The organism is Gilliamella sp. M0320, assembly GCF_016101635.1.
GTDB classification, from domain to species: domain Bacteria; phylum Pseudomonadota; class Gammaproteobacteria; order Enterobacterales; family Orbaceae; genus Gilliamella; species Gilliamella apis.
This window is the reverse complement of the sequence record NZ_JACFQD010000001.1, coordinates 122192-148071: the sequence shown is the minus strand read 5'-3', so window position 1 is coordinate 148071 and position 25880 is coordinate 122192. Positions and strand designations below refer to the sequence as shown.

Here is a 25880-nt window from a genome sequence, read left to right as displayed (position 1 = left end):
ATAGACGACAACTAGGCTTTGTATTTTAAAAAATATTATATAGATATATGAAAAAAATATCGTAAATAATTGTTAAGAATTACAGTTTAAATACTTTAACATTGTTAAAACCTTGCTCCATTAAATAAAGTGCTTGTAGTTTACTCATCACGCCTTTAGCACAATACAGTAAATATTGCTTTGATTGATCTAAATCACCAAATTGAGTTGCCAATTTATAAAATGGTATAAGCTTAACTTCAACATTTTCGATTGCAAGTGGATACTCCTCTTGCTCTTCAGGCGCTCGAATATCAATGATAACGTGATTATCTTCTAATGTGGTAACAGTATCAACCTGAGTAATAGTATTATTAGTTTGTTTAGCTATTTCACGAATATCAATATTTTCAGCTTCTTCAACAGCCTTATCTAAAATAGCAAAATCAAAATTTTCCTCTTCAGCTTCTATTTTTTCTTTAACTGCTTTTACCGTTGGACTTTTTGATATGACACCACAAAATTCAGGCATAGTCTTAGCAATATCTTCAGTACCTATCTGACGAGCTAGATTAATTATCGTTTCTTTGTCATGGGTGATAAGTGGGCGTAAAATTAATGTATCACTGACATTATCGATTAAACGCAAATTAGTTAAGGTTTGACTTGATACTTGACCTAACGCTTCGCCTGTAACCAGAGCTTCAACATTATAACGCTGTGCAACTTTAGAGGCTGCGCGAATCATCATCCGTTTTAAGATAACCCCCATCTGGCCATCATCAATTTTTTCCAAAATCTCGCCAACAACATCTGAAAAGTCAATGGCAATAAAACGAACTTTATGAGAACTTCCAAATCTATCCCACAAATAATGAGCCATCTGTTTCACGCCAATTTCATGGGTTTTGCCACCTAAATTAAAAAAGCAATAATGGACTCGACAGCCTCGTCTGATCAACATATAGCTAGAAACACCAGAATCAAATCCACCAGAAATAAGAGAAATGACATCTTCTTGTGTTCCGGTTGGGAAACCACCTATTCCGGCATGCCGTTCTTTAACTAGTAGAAGTTTATCTTTATCAATCTCAAGATTAACCGTAATATCTGGACGAGTTAATTTGACTTTAGAGGTCGCAACATGCTGATTAAGACCACCACCGACATAACGCTCTACCTCAATTGAGGTAAATTCGTGCTTACCTCGTCGTTTAACTCTTACACAAAATGTTTTATTCTCAATTAAAGGCGCATAGTGATTAAACGCTTTTTCATAAATATCATGTAAATCGGTAAAAGTAAGTTCTTCAACCACTAAAATATGATGGATACCAGGAATTCTTGTTAATAGTTCTAAAATTTGATTTTCGCTATTTTCAATTTTAGGGCGAACTTCAATAAAATCCCAATGACGAATAACTGCAACATCATTAATAGCATTTTTTAAAATATTACGAATATTGCTAGTAAGAATTTTAATAAAACGTAAACGAACAGACTCGCTTTTGATGGTAATTTCAGGGAAAAGTTTAACTATAAATTTCATACAACTGCATTAGCCAAGAATAAAAATGGCGACATTATACTGATTTTTCCCCTAAAAACGTACAATTGATTATGATAAATACAGAAAATAATAAAATATACTTGCTTGTTGCTCACTCTTTCGCTAATATTTCGCATCAATAAATTCTGTTCTATAACATAAAAATTGACAGGTTGAAATGTACGAACTTTTAATTATAGGTTATTTATTTATCGCACTTGCGATAATCGTTTTAGTGCTAATTCAGCGCGGTAAAGGTGCTGACATGGGCTCATCTTTTGGTGCTGGCGCTTCTGCAACTTTATTTGGTTCATCAGGAAGCGGCAATTTTCTAACTCGCACAACAACAATACTTGGTGTGTTATTTTTTGTGTTAAGCATTATTTTATCAAATCTTGGCAGCGCAAAAACCACAACTTCAAGTGATGAGTTTAAAAATATTGGAGATAGTGCTCCTGCGACTACGCAACAAAATACCGAAAGCACTAGCGGTAATGGAGACGTAATTCCAACTACTGATCCTGTTATTCAACCACAAAAGATTAATCCTACATCCGATATTCCAGAATAAAAACGGCGCCGTGGTGGTGAAATTGGTAGACACGCTATCTTGAGGGGGTAGTGCTCTAAGGGCATGCGGGTTCAAGTCCCGCCCACGGCACCAATTCAATATTCATTAACATTCTTTTAAATCCTTTAAAACACATCAAAACCAACAAATACAAGGCTTAAAGCCTATTTTGTTATTCATTTTAATCTAAGAAAGTATCTTTACCATGCTTATGTCGAATACATCTGCAACACAGGGTTAAGCAATCCCCTATCCCTTACCCAGTTCGGTACATCTTTAAGTTATGCAATGAACGAGAACGGCAAGCAATACATGAAGAAGCGCTTTACAGTAGGGGTTAAAACTAATTTAGAACTTAATTTAAACGCTAGTAAAGACTGGTTACCTAAAGCAGAAGAGCCTATCTAAAGCTAATTATTTATTAATGTTTAAACCGCCTTGATTGGCGGTTTTTTTGTATAGTACGAATGTTGAGTTAAAATATAGACCGTACATGGCGACTATTTAGCAATATAAATTTTAATATCATTTTGTTCATTATAAATTAAATAACAAAATTGGCTGTTATTTTCGTATTTATGCTTTGACCCAAATCGGGGCTACTGTTGGTCCTTGCCCAAGGAAAAAGGCAAAATGAATATTCATTGCACCAATAGGTTCAATAAAACGACTATTACACAAAGAACCAGCGTCAATCGGTTCAAATCCAATTGAATTAGCAATGTTTGATACAACGGTTTTCGCGTTATCATCATCAGAAGCAATAAAAACTTGCAAAGTTTGTTTTGTTCGTGCTGATGTAGGTAATAATTGAGCAAAGATAGTATTAAATGCTTTTACGATTTTCGCCTTTGGTGCCAATGCTTGAATTTCTTCTGCGCCTGATGTGACATGCCCAATCAGTAACTCTTTAAAGTCTTGCGTAACTGGGTTAGTGATATCAATTAATATTTTATCGGTTAAATCACCACAAGAGAGTAATACCTCTTTTACGGCTTGATAAGGTAGTGCTAAAATCACCATTTCGGCTGATTTTACCGCGGTTTCAATACAACCACTTTCAGCACCGATATTTTTTGCGAGAGTCTGAGCTTTTGCTGAGTTTCTGCTTGCAATTACAATATCATGATTTGTTGTGGCAAGTACATTTGCAAGTCCTGTCCCCATATTTCCTGTTCCAATAATAGCAATTTTCATTTTTTTCTCCTGTTTATGAATGAATTGATAAAACTATACAATAGAAATAAAAAGTGATAAATTTCAGTTATATTTCATATTTAAAAACAAATTGTTTCTAATGGATAGATTAACTTCTATGTCTGTTTTTGTGAAAGCCGTTGAATTAGGCTCATTTTCGGCTACAGCAAACGTATTTAATATGTCACCACAATTAGTCGGTAAACATGTCCGCATGCTTGAAGAACACCTAAATGTTCGTTTGTTAAATAGAACAACTCGTCACCAGAGCTTAACCGAAGTAGGACGCGCATTTTATGAACGTGCCAAAAATATTCTTGCCGAAGTTGAAGAGTCAGAAGCGATTGCAGCACAAATTAATGCCACACCTCGAGGGCGAATTAAGATTAGTGCACCAATAACATTTGGCACTCATGCATTAGCACCAAAGTTACCCGAATTTTTAAGTACTTATCCAGAAATTTCCATTGATTTATCACTTACTAATCGTATTGTTGATTTAATTGATGAAGGATTTGATTTAGTTTTCAGAGTTGGCGAATTACCTGATAGTGGATTAATTGCAAGAAAATTAAAACCTTATAAATTGATTTTGTGTGCAGCTCCTTTATATCTAAAATCCTCGCCACCGATTAATTCGCCAAAAGATCTTAAATATCACGAATGTTTAGGTTTTTCTCACACAACATTACAAACTCATTGGCAATTTGAGGGAGCTGAAGGTCATTTTTCTGTACCTGTATCAGGGCGATTTATGACCGACAGTGGTGATGCACTATTACCAGCAGCCATTGCTGGATTAGGTATTATGTTACAATCAGCCGAAATGGTGACACCAGCAATAGAAAAAGGACTGTTAGTTCATCTTTTACCTGACTATCACGTGCCAACCCGACCCATGCATATTCTTTATGCATCTAATCGACATGTTCTACCTAAACTAAGATGTTTTATTGATTTTTGTATTAAAAAATTTGGTGAATGTGAACAAAGTTAGAAATCATAATAGGCTGTATAAATCGGTTACCTAAAGCAGAAGAGCCTATCTAAAGCTAATTGTTTATTACTGTTTACACCGCCTTGATTGGCGGTTTTTTGTATTAAACAAAATAGATACTTAAGGAAATAAACAAATATATTAAGGCTAAAGCTAAAATTACTTTGAAGTTAAGTGATAACTTTCGGTCAATAAATCGAATATTTCTTTATCTGATAAATGTCCAGAAAGAATAATGCTGATCCAATGTTCTTTATTCATATGATATGCTGGCAAAATACCTTCTTTTTTCCTTAAAGAGCCTATATGTTCAGGCCTTGCTTTAATATCCAGAACATCAATCTCTTTATCATCTTTTAGCCCAAGTTTTGAGCCAGATACATTCATAACAATAGCATACCATTTATCACCATCCTGATGATGACGCAATACTGCATAGTTAGGTAAATTTTCCCAAAGATAGTTAGGTTCTGAATGAAAATGTTTTTTTGCATAGTTAAATAATGTTTCTCTATTCATTATAATCTCCTAAAGATGTTGGATATAGAAAATACAACTTAACTGCATTGAAGTTTATCTCATTAAGTATAACATTATAGTTATCTTGCACTAATCAAAATCATAAAAAATAAATAGTCCATTATTTAGCTAATCTAATGAAAAATTTTCACACCACTGAATTATGTACAGTTCGAATGTAGAGTTATGCAGGGTTAAAATGTAGACCATACATAACGTAAACCCTTATAGAATAAGGCTTACAAGAAATGATGTATAGTATGCACAGTTTTTTATAAAATTTTATTTTAATGGGGGATAGTTAATTTCTTTAACACTCAAATTTGGGTACCGCCTCTTTGGACAGTTTTTTATATCCGCGAAAAATCAACTTTAAATCAAAAATAAGAGAGCATTAAAAATACCCAATTTTAGGGGTCACTTTTCGTTTTAGGTATACGTTTAGGTATACGAAGTAAATTTTAAATAGATAAAACACTTTTACTAAAAAGGTTTAATACATGCTTTTCAAGTCCCGCCCACGCACCAATTCAATCAATTCAATATTCATTAACATTCTTTTAAATCCTTTAAAACACATCAAAACTAACAAATACAAGGCTTAAAGCCTATTTTGTTATTCATTAAGCACCAGTAAGATATATTTACAACCAAAAAGAATGGGGAGTATATTTGGGGGTAAGATAAATTATTGTTTTGATTGAACCAGTCATATAAATTAATAAAAGGTAACAATAATTTAACCTCACGTAAACGCTACATTGTAATTATAAAAAATGCTACCTATCTGATTATTAGATCATTTAATTATGAATAGGACTATATATTTATATTAACTACTTTATTTTTAATTCTTATAGCAATTTTAGTGTTGTTATTTTTGGAATATAATAAACTTAGACGTTTAGCTTAAAATATTAAAAAAATCAATAAAATATATATGACACCGTCAAAAAAGGACATGATATCGCTCGACGAATTTCAGATATAGCTTCTAGCTATGGTGATCATGAAAAGTTGACTCATTTAAAACCGATGATGGAAAAATTTTAAGAGAAACCATGGGTAGAATGGCGTCAGCGGCTAGCGAAAATGTAAAAAGAATAAAAAACAAAATCAATGATAATACAGAAGAAGATTCACCAGATAATTAGCAGTAATTAATTTAACAACGATGGGTATCTTTCTTTTAAAAAAAGAGGCTCTTTTTATGATTAATTGACAGAAATTAATCTCTTCTTAAAAAACTCTTCGCAGAGTTTTTATACAAATGACTAATAGGCAAAAGTATTTTAACTATCTAATTAATAATAACCTCTTTTTCCAATTCATTTGCAATAAAAAATAGTTTGCAGTAATTTTGATAATAGGCTCTAACTTTTTTAATGCTCGAGCCCATTGATTAATCATTAGTTTTGAATGATAATTTTGTAACCTTGCATGCTCATATTCATTTCCATAGCTTGATTGATTTCTTTTAATGGATAGCGATGAGAAATGAGCTTCTCAATAGGCAATTTTCTTGCTTGTGCTTCTTTTAAGAATTCACAGGCGTGTACCCAATCTTCCGTTTTGTAAGTCCAGGAGCCAACAACTTTTATCTCTTTGTTACAAATATCAAAATGCGGGTTATAATTCGCCTCACCATTATTAACAAAAAAACCAAGTTCACATAAACTTCCACCTCGACGAATATATTTCCAAATAGTGGAAGCAGCTTTTGTGGAACCAGTACATTGAAACGCCATATCAACACCTTGTTTTGACAATTTAATAACATCCTTGATACTGTCATAACTTTTAATAAAATTAATGGTGTGTTGCGCACCCAATTCTTGAGCAAGTTGCAAACGACTATCCTCACCATCAACAGCAATTATATGGCGAACGCCCATAGTTCGAATAATGGTCAATAACAACAATCCAATTGGTCCACAGCCTTGAATTAAAACTGTTGAATCATGTTTGAAATTAAAGATTTCTTTCGCTTTTTCAATTGCATGTATTACAACAGCCGCTGGTTCAATTAAGACACGTAAATCAAGGCTCATATCACTAACATTAAAAACAATTCCTCCCTTATTTATTTTGATATAATCTCCAAACCAACCATTAAAAAAATGGTTCTCACCTGGCATTAAACCAAAAATTTCACCTCCATTACATAAGTGAATTTGTTCTGGATGGTTTAAACAAATATCACACTTTCCGCAAGGACGTAAACCTGTAACGATTTTATCGCCGACAGCTAGTGGCTTACCAGTAAAGTCATGAGTAATGTTTTTACCAAGTTTTACTATTGTACCTGTTCCCTCATGCCCTAATTGAATTGGTATATAACCAAATGGATCACCCTTATATTCATGCACATCCGTTCCACATATACCGCAAGCTTCAACTTTAACGAGTATCTCATCATCATTAATATTTGGTAATGTTAATGATTTTAATTCAATTTTTTTGTTACCAGTTAATATAGCTACGTTAGCTTGCTTTGGTAGATTTTCAATATTCATTTTATGTCCTTAATCACAATTTATTCGACGATAATCAAACAATACCTAACGTGGCTAATATGATACTCATCCCAACGATGCCAATGATGATGAAATTAAAACTTACCTTTTTACTATTCATTAAATAAAAACAAAGTAATGTTGTAGTTAATGGGATAATACCAACAAATATCTGATCAAGTATGCTTTGTAGTGATAATGAAGAATTTTCACCTGAACTAATTGTTAATACAGAATTAAAAGTAACAATATTACTTGTCATTCCGCCTACCATAATTAATCCAAGGACACTTGCAGCCTTGGTCAAAATATTGATTAGGCCTGAAGCATATAATTCTTCAATATATTTAGAGCCTAATGAAAATCCAATTAATCCCAAAAAATAACGGCAAGCGATAGAGGGAATATTATAAACGAGTAAAAAAACAATCGGGGCAAGAAAGCTACCTTCTTGCGCTAAACTCAGCGCAACTCCAGCGGCAACAACTCTTAAAACACCCCAAAATAGAGAATCACCGATCCCTGCAAGTGGCCCCATTAGACTTGACTTGACCGCATTGATAGATTGAGCATCAAAATCCGCTTTAACACTATTTTCTTTTTCCATGGAAGCTGCCAATCCCATTACAAATGTTGACACATTTTGCGTAGTATTAAACCAAACTATGTGTCGCGTTAACGCATCTTTTTTATCTTGTAATTTAGTGTAATAATGATTAATAAACGGCATTAAGGCATAACAAAAACCGGAAGCGCCATGTTTAGCAAAACTAAATGGAGCGAATATCGTGAAAGAACGAAAAAACATTTTTCTTAATAACTTTCTATCGGTAGTTGAGATTTGTTTAATTATTGATTTTAAATTACTCATGAGAAGAACTCCTCATCATCATCCATTATAGAATTTGAATTATTATTAGTGTGAAATTTATCCGACTTGAGATTAAGAATTTCATAATCTCGATAAGCGATTGCAACAGCAATAACTGTACCAATAATTGCTAATGCGATAAGTGGAATTTTGATATAAGCAACAATGACAAAACCCAAAATGTAATAAATAGAGAGCTTATTATTCCATAACATTTTTAGCAACATCGCAAAGCCGACTGCGGGTATTAATCCACCACAAGCAGCCAGACCTCGCATAATAACTTCTGGAATATTTTCGACAAAAAGTTTAACTGGAGTCGCACCTGACATAATTGCGATAAAAACAACAATCGCAAAGACAATATAGCGTAAAAACCATAACCCATAGTGCATTGCAACAATAGCTTTATCATTTCCTTCAAGTGCTAATTTATCAAAGCGACCGGCAAAAAAACTTAAAACGACACTCATAGTAGTTTCCAATAAACCACCTAACAATGCTAAAGGAATTGCTAATGTGATAGCAATTTCTACACCACCACCTGAGAGCATAGCAAAACCAGCACCGAGTACTGTACCAAAGGAAGGATTTAATGGTGTAGCACCTCCAACATTAACCGCCCCCATAAAAACAGCTTCTAGTGCCGCTCCCATTAACACTCCAGATTGCAGATCACCGAGAACTAATCCAACTAATGAGCCAACAACAATAGGCCTATCAGCCATATTTTGACCAATAAGCCAATTACCACCAAAAGTTATAAACATAACAACTGCAAGTAAAAAAGCTGACATTATCATAATACTATCCCTTTTTATGTAATAAAATTTTCCAAATTAATTACTCATTAGATCATGAAAAAGCTTTTCTGCATTATCAGGGACTATCTGATGAACAACTTTTCGATTACTAGCAAGCAATTGTTCTAAGGCAACTTGTTCTGATTTGCTAAGTAAGATCGTAGAACTCAATTTACTTTTTTCAGCTTCATCGACACCGTCAAAACGACCAACATTGGCAATGTTGATTCTTTCTATGTCATCTATATTTTCAGACAAAAACAGTGCATCACAAATTGAATTAACTAATACAAAAATGCGCATATCTTTTGCTTTTGGATTATTTATCAATTGCACAGCATCTTGCATGGATTTTATAGCGAGTTTGACATTTTCCGGGGTTGCCATTTTCAATGTCATTTGTTGAATGTGATCTTTACTTGCATGATCATTTGCCACAACAATAGCTTTAGCATTGAGTTTTTTGGTCCATACTAAGGCTACCTGACCATGAATCAATCTGTCATCAACTCTTATTTCTACTATCATAATTATTGCTCCGTATTTTTATAATTATTCCTAAAACTTCTTTTTTATTTAATCATCAAAAAATTGGTTATCTTCTAGAAGTTTCTGTGGTTGTATATTAACCAGTTGCATCTCTTGCCTCGATTGTTCGATTATTTCTGTTAGATTTTCTTCAGAAAGTTGCATATCAGTGAGGATAACTTCTAATACAAGTGGTAAATTAAATCCTGTTATTAATTGAAAAGAATAACAACTTTTTAATTGTGCAAATTTTTGATTGACACTACCGCCGTTTAAATCAGTAAAAACGATGATTTGAGAATTATGTTGGTATTTTTTTAAAAAATCTTCAGCTTGAATCGTAAAATCACTCGAATCAATATAAGCATTAATATAGGTAATATCTTGTTTATCACCAATTAACATATTTAATGTATTAACAATACCTTCTGCTAATTTGCCATGGGTTACGATGAGGACTTTTATCATTAATTAGATCCTTTTAATTATAAATAACGTTATTCAAACTAAAACTATGCATGATTATTAGAACCAAATATCAACATCTTTTTTAACGTGGCTTCACGTATCGCTTCTTTCATTGCGACAGCAACATCCGAGATACCTTTGCCTTTAACATAAAGTTGATGAATAGCTTCTAATCCAGCACAGTTAATATCAGTAAAAATATTAATTTTACTGACACCATGCTTTATACAATTTTGAAAATCGGTATCACTTAATCCTGAACCGCCATGCAAAACTAAAGGAGCTTTAACAACTTGAGCAATTTGATCTAAACGATTTATGTCTAATTTAGGTGTTGATTTATAAGCACCATGAGCAGTACCAATAGCTACAGCTAAGGCATCTACTCCGGTTTGTTCAATATAATGCTTAGCTTCTAAAGGATCGGTATAGATACTATTATCTTGCTCACCATGACCTTCTGAAGCATGCTCATTAGCTCCTACATGTCCTAATTCCGCTTCAATAGAAGCACCATATTGATGAACCAATTTAGTAATATTGGCTACGCGTTTTATATTATTTTGATAACTATCAGTGGAACAGTCATACATAACTGAAGAAAAGCCTAATCTCAACGCTTCTTTAATTGCGTCTTCTGTTAATCCATGATCTAAGTGAACAACAACAGGAACTTTAGATTTTTTCGCCATAGGGATTAAAAAATAAGCTAATTCTTGTAATGAGGATATATCTAAAAAACATTCTGCAGTACCTATTATCACTGGCGATTTAGATTGTTCAGCGGCTTCAAGTACTGCTTTGGCCATTTCTAAATTTATAGTATTAAATAATCCTACTCCATACTGATTTTTTTGAGCATCTGATAAAACTTCACGTAATGTGACTAACATCCTTACCTCCAATAAAACGATATTTAAACTAGATAGTTAAAGTAATTATAAAGACAAATATTTCATTGCAAATTGCTGGCGAATATATTGATTAACAATCAAATTCGGTCATGTTAAACTTTAAAATATGATTGATATCGAGCAAATCTTAGTGATCTTGATCACAGTCATGTTGGAGGAAAGATGACCAGAGAAGATAAATTACTAAATATCATAAAAGAAAAGAATTTTGTGACAGTTAATAAACTTTGTAAGTTATTATTTATCAGTCAAGCAACTATTCGACGAGACCTTACTAAGCTTGAACAACAAGGTTTAATAAGAAGAACACATGGGGGAGCGATTTATGTTCAAAAAAGCTCGATTGAAACACCTATTACACTGAAAAATAAAGAAAATATTGAACAAAAAAGGTATATTGCTGATTTAGCTTTAGCATTTATTGAAGACGGTCAAACACTGTTTATTGAAGCTAGTAGTTCTTGCCTCTATTTGGCAAAAAGATTAAATGAAAAAAAAGGCTTAACTATACTAACAAATGGTATTACAACAGCTAACATCTTAGTTGAAGAGACCAATGCCGAGGTGTATTGTACTGGAGGTCGACTTCTACCTAAACATTTGAGCATCTGCGGTTTACAATCCTGTGACTTTATTTCACATTATCATGCTGATTTATTTTTTGCTTCATGTCGAGGACTTGATCCTGATATGGGAGCGACAGATGTTAGCGAAGCGGATTCCATGGTAAAAAAACAATTTTGTCGTAATGCAGAAAAAATAATTCTATTAGTTGATAGTAGTAAATTTAACAAAAAATTTTTCAACCAAACATTTACATTAGAAGATATTGATATCGCTATTTCAGATCAACCATTTCCTAACAGTTTAAAAAATGCATTAGAAAAAGAAAATGTTGAAATTCATTATTAGCGCATTAATATATAAAGGCTGACATACTTTATAAATGGAGTTTTTAGGTATATGACTATTAAAATTATTTAATTAATTTTTAGTAAAAAAACCCCTTTCCTCAAAATTTTTTCATTGGTAAAGTTTTCATTGGAAAAAGCTTAGTTATTTATTGTTTGATGAGTGGCTTTATAGTATTGTTTTTTAAATTTCAATAAGGCCAATTGCTCATTTAGTTGAGTTATAGTATCGATTAATATCTTTTCTTGTTGATTAATGATAATTAGACGCTCATCCAATGTTTCATCACCTTTAAGACACAGCTTGACATAGTGTTGAACATCTTTAATTGACATATTGGCGTTACGTAAACATTCAATCAATTTTGCCCACTGTAAATCTGCATCAGAAAATAACCGTTTTTCATTTTGATCGCGTTGTAAAAATGGAAATAGATTAAGTGAGTCATAATACCTAAGCGTGTGGGCTGACAAGCCTAATAGTTTTGCTGCTTTAGTCACCGAGTATTTAGGTGTTTGGTTTAATTCACCATTTTGTGCAATTGATGCAATACAATCATTTATATTTACCATATTTATACCCATGTTTTCATAAAAATCAATTAAATAGATTAGCAAGTATGATAATTTGGCCAAACTTGACTTAGAGTTACTCTAACCATTATAGTTCACGCCAACATTTAAGAAAAGTATGGGAGAAATTAACATGAACCCAAATAATATAAGAAATTTTTGTATTATTGCCCATATCGATCACGGTAAATCAACACTGGCAGATAGATTAATTGAGATGACCAATACTGTCTCTGAACGTGATATGAAAGAGCAATTATTAGATAACATGGATCTCGAAAGAGAACGTGGTATTACCATTAAGTTACAAACTGTACGCATGTACTATAAAGCTTCTAATAATATTGAATATGAGCTTAATCTCATCGATACCCCTGGACATACTGATTTTAATTATGAAGTTTCACGCAGTTTAGCTGCTTGTGAAGGAGCTTTGTTGCTAATTGATGCAACCCAAGGCGTACAAGCACAAACAATCGCTAATTTAAAACTGGCTCAAGAGCAGAATTTAACTATTATTCCAGTTATCAATAAAGTCGATATGCCGAATGCGGATGTTGACAGCGTGATTAAAGAAATCAAAGAGTTAGATGGCATAAACTTAGATAAAGTTATTTTAGCTTCAGCTAAAACCGGCGTAGGAGTTGATAATATTTTAGAATCGATCGTTGAAAACATTCCTACGCCAGAAGGTAATAAAGATAAGCCACTGCAAGCGTTAATCTTTGATTCTCATTATGATGTGTATCGCGGTGTAGTGCTACACGTACGCGTTTTTAATGGTGCCATTCATACCGGAATGAAAATTAAAATGCTCAAAAGTGATATTGAGTTCGAAGCATTACAAACGGGCGTATTTTTACCAGCAATGAAAACTGTTGATTTACTTGATGCAGGTGAAGTTGGATATATTTCGACTAATATTAAAATCGTCGCAAATGTTAAAGTCGGTGATACCCTAATTGATCCTAATCACCCAAATACCGAAGCAGTACCTGGTTATAAAGAAGTCAAACCTATGGTTTATGCTGGATTATTTCCAATAAAAAATGAAGACCAAGAAAAACTTAAAGATGCGGTTGAAAAATTATCGCTTAATGATTCGGCTTTCATTTATAAACAAGAAAATTCCATGGCATTGGGGGCTGGTTTTAGGTGTGGTTTTCTCGGTATTTTACATATGGAGATTATTCAAGAAAGACTTGAAAGAGAATATGGTATCGAAATTCTCTCTACCTTTCCTAGTGTTGAATACCGTGTAACATTAAAAAATAGTGAAATCATCAATGTTAATAATCCTATGTTGTTACCGAGTTTTGAAAAAATTGACTATATTGAAGAACCATTTATAGATGCAGCAATTATTATTCCTATGGAAAATATTGGCGAAATTATGGAACTTTGTCAGGAAAAACGAGGTATCTACGTCGATATGATTTATCTAAATAATAAAATGGCAGAGTTGACCTTTAAACTGCCAATTTCAGAAATTGCATACAATTTTTATGATTCACTTAAATCGATTACTCATGGCTATGCATCTATAGATTATCGTGATAGAAGCTATATTGCATCGGATTTGGTAAAAATGGATATTTGGTTGAATGATGAAATTGTTGATGCATTTTCATTTATTTTACCTCGAGATAAAAGTTTTGAACGAGGTAAACAAATTGTGCAGAAGATGAAACATGTTATTCCTCGCAAACTCTACCCAATGCCGGTTCAATCAGTAGTCGAAAATAAAGTCATTGCTCGGGAAGACATTCCACCATTACGCAAAAGTGTTACCGGACGTGGCTATTCGGGCTCAGCATCGAAAAAGAAAAAGATAGCTAAAAATATCAAGGAAAATAAAATTAGACAACGTAAATTTGGTGGTGTTGAGATTCCTCAAGAGGCCTTTCATGCTGTGTTGGATATTCATTAATGATGTATGCTAATCGAAATTAACCATAACTCACATAATTAATCAACATTAAATAACAGTTTCGCCGGCAATTGCCGGCGAAACTGTTTTTAGTCAGTAATAACTAAGCAAAGCCTTTCAATCCAACAACATGAACATGTTCTTGGTTATTGATAACCTTACGAACTAGTTTATAGGTGGTACCTTTTTCCGGGCTGATATTTTCTGGAGCGGCGATAATAAGTTGCATTTCTAATCGTTCACAAAGCTCAAAGAGCGTCGCAATCGATTTAGCATCAAGACGTGCCGCTTCATCTAAGAATAATAAGCGACATGGTGAAATATCCTTATTGCGCAGACGTTTAGACTCTTCTTCCCAACTTTGAATAACCATTAGTAGAATAGACATACCTGTACCAATCGCTTCCCCCGTTGATAAAGCACCACTTTCAGCACGTAACCAACCGTCAGCGCCACGATTAACTTCCACATCCATCTCTAAATAGTTTCGATAATCTAGCAACTCTTCACCAATATTTTGTGCAGTTCGTTGCCCCATATCAATATGTGGATTCAAACGTTGATAAAGTTTCGCTAACGCTTCTGAGAAGGTAATACGATTATTACTAAATAGATCCTGATGTTCATTTTGATCATCAGCTAATGCAGCTAATAATGAAGAGTGTGCCTCACGAATACTAACATTCAAACGAACACCATTAACCTGACCAAATGCCACTGCTTGCAATCCTTGATTAAGCATACGTATACGGTTTTGTTCACGTTGTATAGTTTTACGAATAATATTAGCCACACTTTTTGAACTAATAGCCAATTGCTGTTCTCGTGAAGTAAGTTCTTCAGTTAAGCGTGACAACTCAATTTCCATTTGTTCAATGGCTTCAATCGGATCATCAGTTTTGACGATATCTTGGCGAATTCGTTCACGTAAATGTTTATAAACCGCGATATAAAATTGGATTTTACGTTCTGGTCGTTTCGGATCTTCGGATAATCTTAATACATCACGTAAGTGTTCATTATCATTTACCGCTAAACGCAATGAACCAAGTGCTTTATCCGACATAGAACGTAGTTCATCAGCGCTGAGATAAGCCAATTCTCGTCGATGTAATCGTCGTTCTACACTGTTTTCTTTAACGAGTCGTAACACTAAACACCAACCAGCTTTTGCTTCAACAACTTGTTCACGTAACTGTTTATAATCACGCAGTGTTTGTGTTAAGCGTTTTTGCATTTGCGTCATTTCGCTTTCACACATAATAAGTTGTTTTTCCAAAGACGTGCATTGTTGGCGATTACTATTGAGTTTTTGATGAATTTCATCACGACGGATACGTGCTCGCTCTTCAGTGATTGCATCCGCTTTAACACCAATTTGTTCGATCTCTTTATGCAATTCATTAAGCATGTCTCGCTTAGTTTCAAATGCACTTTTAAGTGATGCTAATGTTTGATTGTATTGATTATATTTATCTTGATACTGTTGCATTTGACGACGAGCTTCACCTCGTTGTCCTTCAACAACTTCTAATCGAGTACGTAATTTTTCATTGAGATCACTATTTTCATTCAACATACCAGCTGAATCTTCATAGCTAAAATGAGCACGACGTTGCATCACTTCCGTTAAAGCAAAAACTTGTTGGCGAATGGTTTGCTGCTGAGCTTTAACAGTATTGTACTGCTCACGTAATGATTCATTCTGCTCAGGATCACTTTGCAATACTGCAACAATGGGTTCAAGTTCGGCAATAGTATGGCGATGACGACTAACATATTGCGCGGCCTCTTGCGCTTCAGCAACTTGCTCACGGAGATCATCAACCCGATCTGCTAAATCATCATCAGCCAATAAATGCATTTGAGCTACCAATCGATTTACAGTGATTAACTGCTCTTTACAATTTGCAACTTGTTGTTGATTTTGTTTATCAATACTTTCTTGTGCCAAGAGCTGACGTTCGATTTCATTACGTTTTGTCGATAACTTTTGCACTTCGGCTTCTGGATCGATATCAAATGCTACAGATAGATATTCACCAATAAACTGCCCAACATTTTGCTCAATACGTTGTAATTTTTGCAGATCAAATGAAATTGTTGCATAACGTTCATGTAGTTCATCGCGTTCTGCCGATAATTTTTCAAGATGAATTTCACGTGCTGCTCGGCCAAATAAAGGTACCTTAGGAAAGCTGGAAAAGCGCCATTGCCGATCACCAGTTTTAACCAATACGGATTTCGTCATCTCTTCACAATCAAAAACACTATCGTCAAATGAAGATGGATCACCTTCGATAAAATAGATATCTTCTGGATAATCTTCTTCACTATTTGTCAGGCTTTCTAGTTGAGCTTTTACCAGTGATAAATCAGGTACCACAATAGCTTGTCTTGATGGACCATATAATGCTGAAAAGTAAGGCGCATCATCAATGGTTACATCTTCATAAATTTCAGAAAGTAATACACCATTAAACCTTTCCGCTAATGTCGATAAACGACCATCATCAACACCACTTGGTTGATTGAGTTGTTCAATTTGTGCATCAAGTTGATTGCGTTTGAAGTTTATTTGATCACGTTGTGTAACTAAAGTGCGTTCCTGTTCAAGCAATTGTTGCATATGTTGCGTGACAGCATGACTGTTAGTAAACGTTTGCTCTGTTTGTTCTTGCAATGCGATAAGTGCATCTTGGGCTTTTAACCATACTGGTGCTTTTTGTCGATAAGCACCAATTTGCGTTTGAATTTGCTCAAGCTCTTGCTTAAATTCAATACGTTTTTCACTTGATTCATTGGCAAGCTCAGCATTTTGGTCTAATTGCACTTCTAGCTCTTGTTTGAATTCATCAAGCTCATCATAATTAAGTTGATGACCAAAACGCTTACAAAATTGAGTTAATAATGATTCAGCTTCTTTTTGCTCAAAAAAGCGTTGCTCTAATTCATCTAATTGCAGTTGTAAATGTTCTGCTTGATCGGCTTGGTAACATTGTGAAGGCCACTGCTTTAATGCTTCTCTAGCGGCACTCCAAGCATCACTGCGCACTACGTCCCCAACTAATTTAACAACTAGTTGATAAGCTCTATCAAATTGATTAATGGCGGCATCAGAAACACTTAGTCTTTGCTCTAATTCTAACAGTTGTTCAGTAACTTCTTTTTGTTTTTCTTCAAAGATTTCAAAATGATTTTCAACATTACTTATACCTAATTTTGGTAATTGGCATAGTTGCTGAGCATTTTTTAAAGCTTGGATAGCTTGTTGGTATTGGATTGCCCGAGTCTGCTGCACATCTAAAGCTTGTTGATAATCAGCTAATTGGGTTTTTATTTCATCAACTTCTTGCTCAGTATGTTCAACCTGATCACGGTAAGTTTGATACTGTTCATTGGCTTCGAGGACAACTTCATTTTGCTCTTCAAGTTTTAAATTCAGATCATCTAAGTCCGCTTGATAACGGTCTATTTTTTCTTGTTGACGTAAAGCTGTTTGCGCAAGGTTAAGATGATCATTGGCAGCCTGAAGATCCGTTTCTAAATCGCTTTGAGCATCTTGATATTCTTTTAATTCTTTTGCCATTTCAACTTGGCGAAATTGATTACTAATCAGTAGATCTTGCGTTTTAAACATGTCACGACGCAATCCTAAAACCGATTCGATATGAATTCTACGTTCATTAGCATGACGCATATAGTCAGCAGCAACGTAGTTGGTAGACTCAGTAATAAGGTGTTTGAATAAATCACGATCCGATTGTGTTACCCGAATAGCTTCAAGCGTCATTCTATTTTCACGTAATGCTGCTTCCATATCTTGGAAGGCTTTTCTGACACCACTATTTTCCGGTAACAAATAATCACGTAATGATCGTGTAATAGCACTTGAAATCCCCCCATATAGAGAAGCTTCAATCAAGCGATAATATTTACTTCGGTCAGATGAAGAGCGTAACCGTTTCGGTAATATACCAAAATCAAACATGACTGAATGATAATCAGTAATAGAGTTAAATTGTTTAAAAATAACTCCTTCCATTGACTCAATTTTATCTTTTAATTCAGGTAATGATAAAATTCGAGCCTGTTTATCATTTAAACGTTCTGTTACCAATTCAGTTGGACTAATATTGACTGGCAAACCTTGTATTAAAAAAGGTTTAATATCTACTTTTTTGTCACGCCCTGCTACTTGCTGTAAACGTACACCACAGATAATTCGTTGATTACGAGAGTTGATAACGTCTAGCATAGAGTAACAAACACCTGGCTTTAACTTACCATGTAAACCTTTATCTCTAGAACCAGATGTGGCACCCGCTTCAGTGGTATTTCTAAAATGTAATAAAGTCAAATCAGGAATTAGCGCTGTGACAAATGCAGCCATAGTCGTTGATTTACCCGCGCCATTACCACCTGAAAGCGTGGTAACTAGTTGATCAAGCTCAAAGGTTCGGGCAAAAAAACCGTTCCAGTTAATTAATGTTAATGAATGAAATTTACCGTGTCCCATCATCATTATTCAATCTCCTCATTAACATCTTCATCTTGTTCTTCACTATTATCATCATCCAAAATAAGTGATGATTCTATTTTAATCGCTTCACCATCACGAATTAAGCGTAATTGCGCTTCTTGCGCATCATCACTACTGCGAACATCAGCGCCAAAGCGGAAAATAGATTCATTTATACGAAAACGACTACTGTCATTACCTACAATAAAAAAGATCATGCCTAGTCGACGTAAGCGATTTAATGCGGTTTTTACTTTATCAAATAGTTTTTGACGATCTAAGTCAGATCCCGTTGAACGTTGATTAACTAATTTCAACAATTTACTTTCATCCGCTAAAGAAACCAACTCATCAAAAAGTTCTTGCAAAGTAAAGATACCTTCATGCGCTAATCGTTCTGGGCTTAAATAGAGATAACACAATACTTTACCCACTAACATGTCTAATTCAGAAAGAACTGAGCGGGGAATTAAAGTGGTTGAACGAGGACGAAGATAAAAAAAGCCTTCTGGTGCGCGAATAAGCTCAACATTATAACGTTGATAAAACTGTTCAAGTTCAAATTGAAAATCCATCAAAAATGCATGATTGTCCAGTTCATCAATACCAATATGGCGACCTGAGCGTAATAAACTATCTAGTTCAGGGAAAATTGGATTGGCAATAGCTTGAGCCAATTTGACTGGCATATATTTATCTATAGACGCTTGAGAACTTGCAGCAATACGTCCCATGACTTCATCAAGATGATGAGCAGTTTGTTCCATTTCTATATCTTTAGTATCTGTTGATGACATGTGCTTGTACCTTAGCTCCATAATCGTTAATAGGTTTCCATTCGGCAGGAATACCAAGTAAATCACTTTCGGCAATACCTAATCGAATAGCCTGATCAATAAACAATCTTGCAATATCAAAATGCTGTTCTCGTGGGAACTGAGCTAAATAACTATGAATAGCAATACTCATATCAAGTGGTTTATTTTCTTGTTTAAAGATCAATAGATTTTGTTCAATATGTGCAACTATATGCTCTTGAATTTCTTCAATCATTTCAAATTCGAGTTCAGAAGGTAACTCACCAGTCACTTCAGCTTCATGTAATGCCAACTCTTCGTCACGCATATCCAGTAAACGTTCAGCATTCGCAAAAGTAAGTGACCATGGTGAATCAAAATAGCTTTGGATCGATTTGCGTAATCGTTGAGAAAAAACTCGATTCTTATCTAAATCAATTGCAGTACGAATAAATTTATGAACGTGCCTATCATAACCTATCCATAGGTCTATTGCTTTTTGTCCCCAACCGATGATTCGATCTAATTTACCTTGTAAATCAATAACCACGTTATTAATTTTATCTAACTCAGGATTATCCAAAGTCGCATCTTGTATTGAAAGTAAACTAGCTTGTAATTTATCTCCAGCCGCTGCTAATGTATCTTGTAATTCTCGTAAGGTTTGCGATGTTTCTGTCAGTAAGCCCTCACAGCTACTAATTGCCGCCTGCCAATCTTGACTTAATAATGCAGAAATATTTTGTTTTACATCAGCTTGTTGTTCATCCATCACTCGTTGAGTGATATCAATGCTATCAAAGATCTCAGCTACTGAATATTTTAAAGGTGCGAAAACATTACGATGCCAATGTAAATCATCACCACCTTCAAGAGCAGCATCTGCGGCACGTTTTAATTCTTGTGCAACAATTGAAAGTTGAATTGATAAACGTAAAGTCGAGAATTCTCGTTGACGAATATAGTAATCAGATATACCAATTCCCAAAGGTGTCAATCGATAAATAGAATAACCATCGGTCATTTCGCTAGCAAAACGTGTGATTAAACGCTGGCGTACTAAATCATTAATCGCATTATTAGCACGGACAGTAATAGTATCTTCACTTTGCTCAAAAATGTGTGAAACATGTCGAAAACCATCAATTAATTCAGATTCAGTCATTTCACCATCAAAGCGTTCACTGTTTAATACAGCTATTGCTAACAAAAAGGCTAATCGCTCAACAGGCAAAGCAATCGAAAAATCATTTTTTTTTGCCCAAGAGACCAGTTCTGGCACTGATTGGGAAAAATCCATCATAGTGATTCCTTAATTAAGGATGTTCAGCAAGCCTGACATCTTAAAATAATATGAGAAACACAATATATTGTGTTATGGACAAAATTTTATCGATTATATAACAAATTGTAGTAGTTAAAAATAGCTAAGTTTAGGATTTATTATTAGAAGTAATAATCAATAATTAATTTTTTTAAATACGCTAATTGCCATTACAAAAAACGCAAATTTATTATCTAATTAACATTAGGTTTGAATTGACTTATGTAAATATAAAAATGATAATGATTATCGTTTTCACTTAAAATGTAGAGGTATTTATGCGAAAAGTATTATTATCAATTTTATTGGGGACTTTTATTGGTTTGGTTTCACAATCAGTAATTGCTCATGGTATATGGATTACTAATCGAGTCGATCAAAAACAAATTGTTTTAGGTGAAGGGCCTTTAGACAATGGTTATAAGACTGAAAGTGTAAAAGATGTTAAAGCTTATAATAGTAATTGGTCACTGCTACCGATATCTAAAAAGTCACATGATAATTTTGTGACTATTGAACCGTCAGATCAAACAGCGGTAGTAACGGTTGATTTTGATTATGGCTATTGGACCAAAAATTCAGAAGGTAAGTATGTTAATTTACCCATGAATAAAGTTAAAGGAGCCAGTAATGGCACTCACGCCATAAAATATAGCGTTAATTATTTATCATCCGTTAATAACCCTAAAATGGTTGAAGATATTCCTTTACAAATCGTTCCTTCTGTTGATCCGACAAAATTGAAACGTGGTGATAGTTTACCAATTACTGTGTATAAAGATGGAAAACCACTAGCTAACACAGCAGTTATTGTTGATGTGGTGAATAACTTAGATAAAACAGTGAAAACAGATGATAAAGGTCAAACTACTATTATTGTGCCAAACCAAGGTTTAAACGTTATTGGCGTTGAAATTGGTTTTCCGCTTAAAGATAATCAATTAGCGACACAAGATAAGTTTTTTACCACTCTAGTTTTTACACTAATTCCTGAAGAAGATTAATTTACATATAAAAACGGGATTATTATCCCGTTTTTATTAATTCGATTATTAAACTTCAGCATTGATTGGACGAGGTATAAGAAAACTACAAAGTAGAGCTAATACCGTGATCACTAATCCAAGTAACATGCCATTGAAATAACCATCAATTGAGTTACCATTCATCATTTGAATTGCTGGTAATAATGCAAAACTTAAGCCAGCGCCTAAATTAAATGCCCCAGCATTCATACCTGGTAGAAAACCTGGGTTTTCGCTAGGTGATAAAACAACACCTAGGCCATTCAAAATAATATTGGCCATGCCTGCGTAGAAAATACCTAGCACAATAACCCCTACTGATAAAATAGGTAGAGAATGAATGCCATAAAACATAATAACTAAGATGCCAATAACACAGCCCACAAGACCTAATTTTAGCACATTGTTATACCCCATTGTTGGTGCCAATCTTCCAGAAAATGGTCCCACAAACCAGCCAATTAAAGCATAAGGAGTTAGAAAAATGAGTGAAGCCCAATCAGCTTCTAATCCAAAGCCAATCTCATGATTTTGAGCAATTGACATAACTAAACCATTAACAATAGCGAAAATACCTGTCATGGTTAAAGTTGTTGTTAATAACAAAGCCCATGTAGCACGTTTTTTCAAATGATTAGTGGTAACAAGCGGTTGTTTATTTCTTTTTTCTACATGCCAAAACAGAATAAAACATAAGATAGCAAACAGAGTTAATCCTACCACAATCAACCAATTTGCGTTACCTAGTTTACCCGCTTCATTAAGTGCGAGTAATAGCGCAGCTATGGTTAGAACAATTAGTAAAACACCTAACCAATCCATTTTGGTGCCTGCCGATGGTTTAGATTCGGAGGCAAAACGATGAACAAAGAAAGTGGAAATTGCGGCAACTATAGCTATAACCCAAAATACAGAACGAAACCCGAAATGAGTAGCAAGTAGACCGCCAGCTATCGCATCAACACCAGCAATACCACCATTTACTGCTGTTATTATTCCCATTAACATACCATACTGTTTAACATCTTTTACTTCAAAACTTAACATTAACAAGCATAGAGGTACGACTGGCCCTGAGACACCTTGAATAATCCTCGCGGCATATAACACTTCAATATTTGGTGCAACAGCAGCTAAAACTGTACCTAATGTCATGATTAATAACATAGCAGTTAAGACTTTTTTTCGCCCTTTTATATCACTTAATCGTGGTAAAAATAATGAAAATAAAGCTGCTGCTGTGAAAAACGAGGTTTGCGATAGCCCAACAGCAGCATCATTAGTTCCTAACTCTTTTGCTATGGTTACTAATACAGGGCTTAACATACTAGCATTAAGCTGGAAAGCAACACATGCAGCAAGCAAAGCCATCATCAGTGTAAATACACTGGATTTATCTTTACTTTTTTCAATCATAGATTAACCTCACCTATTCGTTCTAGGGAGTCAACAATTAAATCCCAAAAACCAGTATGATCAAGTTCAGTTGCAACCTGAGTATGGCAACTATCATCAGGAGGAAAACGAAAATCAGCCACGGTCATTCCTAAAGTTAATGTACCTGTCAATTCAATATCAACGGGTACTCGTTTAGTTTTTATTAACTCAGGATTAATAACATAAGCAACAGCGCAAGGGTCATGCACTGGCGGATAAGTAAAACCTTGAGCTTGTTTATACATTTTTCCGAAGAATTCCAGCATTTCCAAAACAAATTTAGCTGGTTTTGTTTTTATTGCAGATATTTTTTCAATTACTTCTGGTGTAGCTAATGCTTGATGGGTAAGATCTAATCCAACCATAGTAACTGGCCATTTTTCATTAAATACTATGTGAGCTGCTTCTGGATCTATCTTGATATTAAACTCAGCAACAGCACTCCAATTGCCAACATGATACCCACCACCCATCAAAACAACTTCTTTTACTCGTTCAACAATTTTCGGCTCTTTACGTACCGCCATTGCAATATTAGTTAAACCGCCTGTTGGAACCAATGTGACTGTTTTAGGGGGATGAGACATGATGGTATCAATAATTAAATCAATAGCATGCCTTTTATCTAATTGAATTGCCGGTTCAGGTAAAACGGGGCCATCAAGTCCAGAGTCACCATGAATATCCGGTGCCACTTCTACATTTCTAATTAAAGGTCTTACCGCTCCTGCAGCAAAAGGAACATTAGTAATATTAGCGATACGTGCAACAGATAATGCATTACGAGTTACTTTTTCTAATGTTTGGTTACCAACAACCGTAGTTACCGCTAGCAATTCAATATTTGGATTACCATGAGCTAATAAAAGTGCGATAGCATCATCATGACCGGGATCGCAATCAAGGATAATTTTTTTTGGCTGATTCATCATAAATCGGTTCCTCAAGTAAATTTATATATTTGCCATTCGTTTAAGCACATTTTGATGCGATGGCATATTTGATGCACCTTCACGCTCAACGGCTAAAGATGCAAAAGCTGAAGCATAAACTGCTGCTTGGTAAAGAGTTTCTCCTTTAGCCAATGAAGCACAAAAAGCTCCATTAAAAGCATCACCTGCACCAGTTGTATCAACAGGAACAGCTAAGAAAGGCTTAATATGTTGATGATGTTTACCATCATAAATAAGAGAACCTTTACTACCTAAAGTAATAATGACTGTTTGAATCCCTAATGAATAGATTTTTTCTGCTGCAAGCTTGGCACTATCGAAATCATTAACTTCAACTCCTGACATTAAACTTGCTTCAGTTTCATTTGGAGTAACAATATCGATATAAGATAATAACTGCTGAATATCTTTAGAATAAGGCGCGGGATTTAACACCACTTTAACCCCCATTGCTTTAGCTAATTTCATTGCATTTAAAACGGCATCAATATTATTTTCAAGTTGAACTAATAGAATATCAGATTGTTTAAGATAACTTTCTAACATTACAATTTCTTTATTAGTAATTGTTAAATTTGCACCAGGATAGATGGCAATCATATTCTCGCCATTCTCTTCAGAAACATAAATGACAGCATTGCCGGTAGGTTCTTTATCTGATTGATACAAAGTAAATGAGTTAATTTTTGATGAAGATAGATGATCATGAGCAAATTGACTAAATTGATCGGTTCCAACTTTTGCGACAAAATGAACTTTTGCATCGGCATGACTTGCAGCAAGTGCTTGATTAGCACCTTTTCCACCTGGACCAATCATACTTTTTTGCGCTAGAATTGACTCACCGCCTTTGGGAAATCTTGCCACTTGTGCAACAATATCAACATTAAATGAACCTAAAATACAAACATTACCGTTCATTCTGTCTCCTCGTTTTTTAAATTTCTGTTTATCATATCTTGTCATTAATGAGGTAATACACTCTTTATCAGTAATATTGCTTACTAATCTATGCCTTTTAATCATGGCTCCACCATAACAACGAATAACTAATAATTGTTTCGCCAGCGTAGAGAGATCTTTTCTAATAGTCTCTTTAGATACTTTAAATATTTCCGAAAAATATTGAACACTACCTTTTTCATGTTTATCTAAGTAATCTAAGATAGCTTTTTGTCTTTCTTCTAAGAACATAAAGTAAACCTCTTGATGATTAATTCAAAGTATAGCTGGATTAAATCATTAAAAGAGTGATAATAATCATAACTTATGAGATAAAACAGAAGCAAACGGAACAAACATAGGTTAAACTCGACTGCTTTAAAAATAGTAAAATTTAATGAAAACTATCCATCTTATTATTGTCACGTCTATTAGTAATAACTATCAGCAAAACAATTATACTTTTGCTATAACTCATAACCCTATATCAAGTTATCATAAAAAATAATAATCTAATTTCGATAATAAAAAATTAATTCCTTACTCGCACTGTC

Annotated in this window: 22 protein-coding genes and 1 tRNA gene; 7 read left to right on the top strand and 16 right to left on the bottom strand. The window is 34.2% G+C overall.

Annotation, left to right across the window (positions count from 1 at the left end):
• Positions 1-79: 79 nt before the first annotated feature.
• A complete protein-coding gene (thiI, locus tag H3T83_RS00640; RefSeq protein WP_086353904.1) occupies positions 80-1528 on the bottom strand; it encodes a tRNA uracil 4-sulfurtransferase ThiI in 1449 nt (482 codons plus the stop codon).
• Positions 1529-1706: 178 nt separating this feature from the next.
• Between thiI and secG the strand changes: the two genes are divergently transcribed.
• The 3 genes from secG (at position 1707) to H3T83_RS00625 (ending at position 2507) form a co-directional block, all read left to right on the top strand.
• Positions 1707-2099 (top strand): preprotein translocase subunit SecG, encoded by a 393-nt coding sequence (gene secG / locus H3T83_RS00635; protein WP_034901097.1) that lies wholly within the window; start codon positions 1707-1709, stop codon positions 2097-2099.
• 7 nt (positions 2100-2106) lie between these two features.
• A tRNA-Leu gene (locus tag H3T83_RS00630) sits at positions 2107-2192 on the top strand.
• An 81-nt stretch (positions 2193-2273) separates the two neighbouring features.
• Entirely contained in the window at positions 2274-2507 is a 234-nt protein-coding gene (locus H3T83_RS00625) for a primase-like DNA-binding domain-containing protein (protein WP_198214991.1), read from the top strand.
• 168 nt (positions 2508-2675) lie between these two features.
• Here the strand turns inward: H3T83_RS00625 and H3T83_RS00620 are convergent, their stop codons facing one another.
• Entirely contained in the window at positions 2676-3317 is a 642-nt protein-coding gene (locus H3T83_RS00620) for an NADPH-dependent F420 reductase (RefSeq protein ID WP_280523627.1), read from the bottom strand.
• 79 nt (positions 3318-3396) lie between these two features.
• On the opposite strand from H3T83_RS00620, the gene H3T83_RS00615 reads away from it, so the two are divergent.
• Complete coding sequence (locus tag H3T83_RS00615) at positions 3397-4293, top strand: LysR family transcriptional regulator (RefSeq protein ID WP_198214814.1); 897 nt, start codon at positions 3397-3399, stop codon at positions 4291-4293.
• Between the two features lie 159 nt (positions 4294-4452).
• Here H3T83_RS00615 and H3T83_RS00610 read toward each other — a convergent pair whose 3' ends face one another.
• The 7 genes from H3T83_RS00610 to H3T83_RS00580 all read right to left on the bottom strand — a co-directional run bounded on the left by H3T83_RS00610 (position 4453) and on the right by H3T83_RS00580 (position 10891).
• On the bottom strand, positions 4453-4812 hold the full coding sequence (locus tag H3T83_RS00610) for an MmcQ/YjbR family DNA-binding protein (RefSeq protein WP_037489287.1): 360 nt from the start codon (positions 4810-4812) through the stop codon (positions 4453-4455).
• A 1409-nt stretch (positions 4813-6221) separates the two neighbouring features.
• The gene (locus H3T83_RS00605; RefSeq protein ID WP_198214813.1) at positions 6222-7328 is read right to left on the bottom strand and encodes a zinc-binding dehydrogenase; all 1107 of its coding nucleotides are present in this window, start codon (positions 7326-7328) and stop codon (positions 6222-6224) included.
• A 34-nt stretch (positions 7329-7362) separates the two neighbouring features.
• Complete coding sequence (locus H3T83_RS00600) at positions 7363-8199, bottom strand: PTS system mannose/fructose/sorbose family transporter subunit IID (RefSeq protein WP_065650784.1); 837 nt, start codon at positions 8197-8199, stop codon at positions 7363-7365.
• A complete protein-coding gene (locus H3T83_RS00595; RefSeq protein ID WP_065614396.1) occupies positions 8196-9002 on the bottom strand; it encodes a PTS sugar transporter subunit IIC in 807 nt (268 codons plus the stop codon). The genes H3T83_RS00600 and H3T83_RS00595 overlap by 4 nt, the downstream gene beginning before the upstream one ends.
• 36 nt (positions 9003-9038) lie before the next feature.
• On the bottom strand, positions 9039-9530 hold the full coding sequence (locus tag H3T83_RS00590; RefSeq protein WP_065577689.1) for a PTS sugar transporter subunit IIB: 492 nt from the start codon (positions 9528-9530) through the stop codon (positions 9039-9041).
• A gap of 48 nt (positions 9531-9578) precedes the next feature.
• The gene (locus tag H3T83_RS00585) at positions 9579-9998 is read right to left on the bottom strand and encodes a PTS sugar transporter subunit IIA (protein WP_198214812.1); all 420 of its coding nucleotides are present in this window, start codon (positions 9996-9998) and stop codon (positions 9579-9581) included.
• Positions 9999-10042: 44 nt separating this feature from the next.
• Positions 10043-10891, bottom strand: a complete 849-nt coding sequence (locus H3T83_RS00580) for a class II fructose-bisphosphate aldolase (protein WP_198214811.1) — start codon at positions 10889-10891, stop codon at positions 10043-10045.
• Between the two features lie 183 nt (positions 10892-11074).
• Here H3T83_RS00580 and H3T83_RS00575 point away from each other — a divergent pair, with 183 nt between their 5' ends.
• Positions 11075-11824, top strand: coding sequence for a DeoR/GlpR family DNA-binding transcription regulator (locus H3T83_RS00575; protein ID WP_198214810.1), 750 nt, complete (start codon positions 11075-11077; stop codon positions 11822-11824).
• A gap of 140 nt (positions 11825-11964) precedes the next feature.
• Here the strand turns inward: H3T83_RS00575 and H3T83_RS00570 are convergent, their stop codons facing one another.
• Complete coding sequence (locus tag H3T83_RS00570; RefSeq protein WP_198214809.1) at positions 11965-12396, bottom strand: MerR family transcriptional regulator; 432 nt, start codon at positions 12394-12396, stop codon at positions 11965-11967.
• Between the two features lie 133 nt (positions 12397-12529).
• On the opposite strand from H3T83_RS00570, the gene lepA reads away from it, so the two are divergent.
• A complete protein-coding gene (gene lepA, locus H3T83_RS00565) occupies positions 12530-14326 on the top strand; it encodes a translation elongation factor 4 (RefSeq protein ID WP_232351082.1) in 1797 nt (598 codons plus the stop codon).
• Positions 14327-14429: 103 nt separating this feature from the next.
• Here lepA and mukB read toward each other — a convergent pair whose 3' ends face one another.
• Genes mukB through mukF form a run of 3 tightly spaced genes read right to left on the bottom strand, consistent with a single transcriptional unit; the run spans position 14430 to position 20948 of the window.
• Positions 14430-18848 (bottom strand): chromosome partition protein MukB, encoded by a 4419-nt coding sequence (gene mukB / locus H3T83_RS00560; RefSeq protein WP_198214990.1) that lies wholly within the window; start codon positions 18846-18848, stop codon positions 14430-14432.
• Between the two features lie 2 nt (positions 18849-18850).
• Positions 18851-19582 carry a chromosome partition protein MukE gene (gene mukE / locus H3T83_RS00555; protein ID WP_081298793.1) on the bottom strand — a complete coding sequence of 244 codons (732 nt, stop codon included), beginning with the start codon at positions 19580-19582 and terminating at the stop codon, positions 18851-18853.
• Between the two features lie 43 nt (positions 19583-19625).
• Positions 19626-20948, bottom strand: coding sequence for a chromosome partition protein MukF (mukF, locus tag H3T83_RS00550; protein WP_034902280.1), 1323 nt, complete (start codon positions 20946-20948; stop codon positions 19626-19628).
• A 299-nt stretch (positions 20949-21247) separates the two neighbouring features.
• Between mukF and H3T83_RS00545 the strand changes: the two genes are divergently transcribed.
• Positions 21248-21973: a DUF4198 domain-containing protein gene (locus H3T83_RS00545; protein ID WP_034902283.1), complete on the top strand. Its 726-nt coding sequence runs from the start codon at positions 21248-21250 to the stop codon at positions 21971-21973.
• Positions 21974-22021: 48 nt separating this feature from the next.
• Here H3T83_RS00545 and H3T83_RS00540 read toward each other — a convergent pair whose 3' ends face one another.
• Genes H3T83_RS00540 through rbsK form a run of 3 tightly spaced genes read right to left on the bottom strand, consistent with a single transcriptional unit; the run spans position 22022 to position 25578 of the window.
• A complete protein-coding gene (locus tag H3T83_RS00540) occupies positions 22022-23410 on the bottom strand; it encodes an MFS transporter (protein ID WP_034902285.1) in 1389 nt (462 codons plus the stop codon).
• A complete protein-coding gene (locus tag H3T83_RS00535) occupies positions 23407-24360 on the bottom strand; it encodes a nucleoside hydrolase (protein ID WP_370527995.1) in 954 nt (317 codons plus the stop codon). Before H3T83_RS00535 ends, H3T83_RS00540 begins: the two co-directional genes overlap by 4 nt.
• Positions 24361-24384: 24 nt before the next feature.
• Entirely contained in the window at positions 24385-25578 is a 1194-nt protein-coding gene (gene rbsK / locus H3T83_RS00530; RefSeq protein ID WP_198214807.1) for a ribokinase, read from the bottom strand.
• Between the last annotated feature and the right edge of the window lie 302 nt (positions 25579-25880).

Excerpts from the sequence above, each read along its gene's own strand:
- thiI (WP_086353904.1), bottom strand. The coding sequence starts at position 1,528 with ATGAAATTTATAGTTAAACTTTTCCCTGAAATTACCATCAAAAGCGAG.
- secG (WP_034901097.1), top strand. The coding sequence starts at position 1,707 with ATGTACGAACTTTTAATTATAGGTTATTTATTTATCGCACTTGCGATA.
- H3T83_RS00615 (WP_198214814.1), top strand. The coding sequence starts at position 3,397 with ATGGATAGATTAACTTCTATGTCTGTTTTTGTGAAAGCCGTTGAATTA.
- H3T83_RS00610 (WP_037489287.1), bottom strand. The coding sequence starts at position 4,812 with ATGAATAGAGAAACATTATTTAACTATGCAAAAAAACATTTTCATTCA.
- H3T83_RS00605 (WP_198214813.1), bottom strand. The coding sequence starts at position 7,328 with ATGAATATTGAAAATCTACCAAAGCAAGCTAACGTAGCTATATTAACT.
- H3T83_RS00600 (WP_065650784.1), bottom strand. The coding sequence starts at position 8,199 with ATGAGTAATTTAAAATCAATAATTAAACAAATCTCAACTACCGATAGA.
- H3T83_RS00595 (WP_065614396.1), bottom strand. The coding sequence starts at position 9,002 with ATGATAATGTCAGCTTTTTTACTTGCAGTTGTTATGTTTATAACTTTT.
- H3T83_RS00590 (WP_065577689.1), bottom strand. The coding sequence starts at position 9,530 with ATGATAGTAGAAATAAGAGTTGATGACAGATTGATTCATGGTCAGGTA.
- H3T83_RS00585 (WP_198214812.1), bottom strand. The coding sequence starts at position 9,998 with ATGATAAAAGTCCTCATCGTAACCCATGGCAAATTAGCAGAAGGTATT.
- H3T83_RS00580 (WP_198214811.1), bottom strand. The coding sequence starts at position 10,891 with ATGTTAGTCACATTACGTGAAGTTTTATCAGATGCTCAAAAAAATCAG.
- H3T83_RS00575 (WP_198214810.1), top strand. The coding sequence starts at position 11,075 with ATGACCAGAGAAGATAAATTACTAAATATCATAAAAGAAAAGAATTTT.
- H3T83_RS00570 (WP_198214809.1), bottom strand. The coding sequence starts at position 12,396 with ATGGTAAATATAAATGATTGTATTGCATCAATTGCACAAAATGGTGAA.
- lepA (WP_232351082.1), top strand. The coding sequence starts at position 12,530 with ATGAACCCAAATAATATAAGAAATTTTTGTATTATTGCCCATATCGAT.
- mukB (WP_198214990.1), bottom strand. The coding sequence starts at position 18,848 with ATGATGGGACACGGTAAATTTCATTCATTAACATTAATTAACTGGAAC.
- mukE (WP_081298793.1), bottom strand. The coding sequence starts at position 19,582 with ATGGGACGTATTGCTGCAAGTTCTCAAGCGTCTATAGATAAATATATG.
- mukF (WP_034902280.1), bottom strand. The coding sequence starts at position 20,948 with ATGATGGATTTTTCCCAATCAGTGCCAGAACTGGTCTCTTGGGCAAAA.
- H3T83_RS00545 (WP_034902283.1), top strand. The coding sequence starts at position 21,248 with ATGCGAAAAGTATTATTATCAATTTTATTGGGGACTTTTATTGGTTTG.
- H3T83_RS00540 (WP_034902285.1), bottom strand. The coding sequence starts at position 23,410 with ATGATTGAAAAAAGTAAAGATAAATCCAGTGTATTTACACTGATGATG.
- H3T83_RS00535 (WP_370527995.1), bottom strand. The coding sequence starts at position 24,360 with ATGAATCAGCCAAAAAAAATTATCCTTGATTGCGATCCCGGTCATGAT.
- rbsK (WP_198214807.1), bottom strand. The coding sequence starts at position 25,578 with ATGTTCTTAGAAGAAAGACAAAAAGCTATCTTAGATTACTTAGATAAA.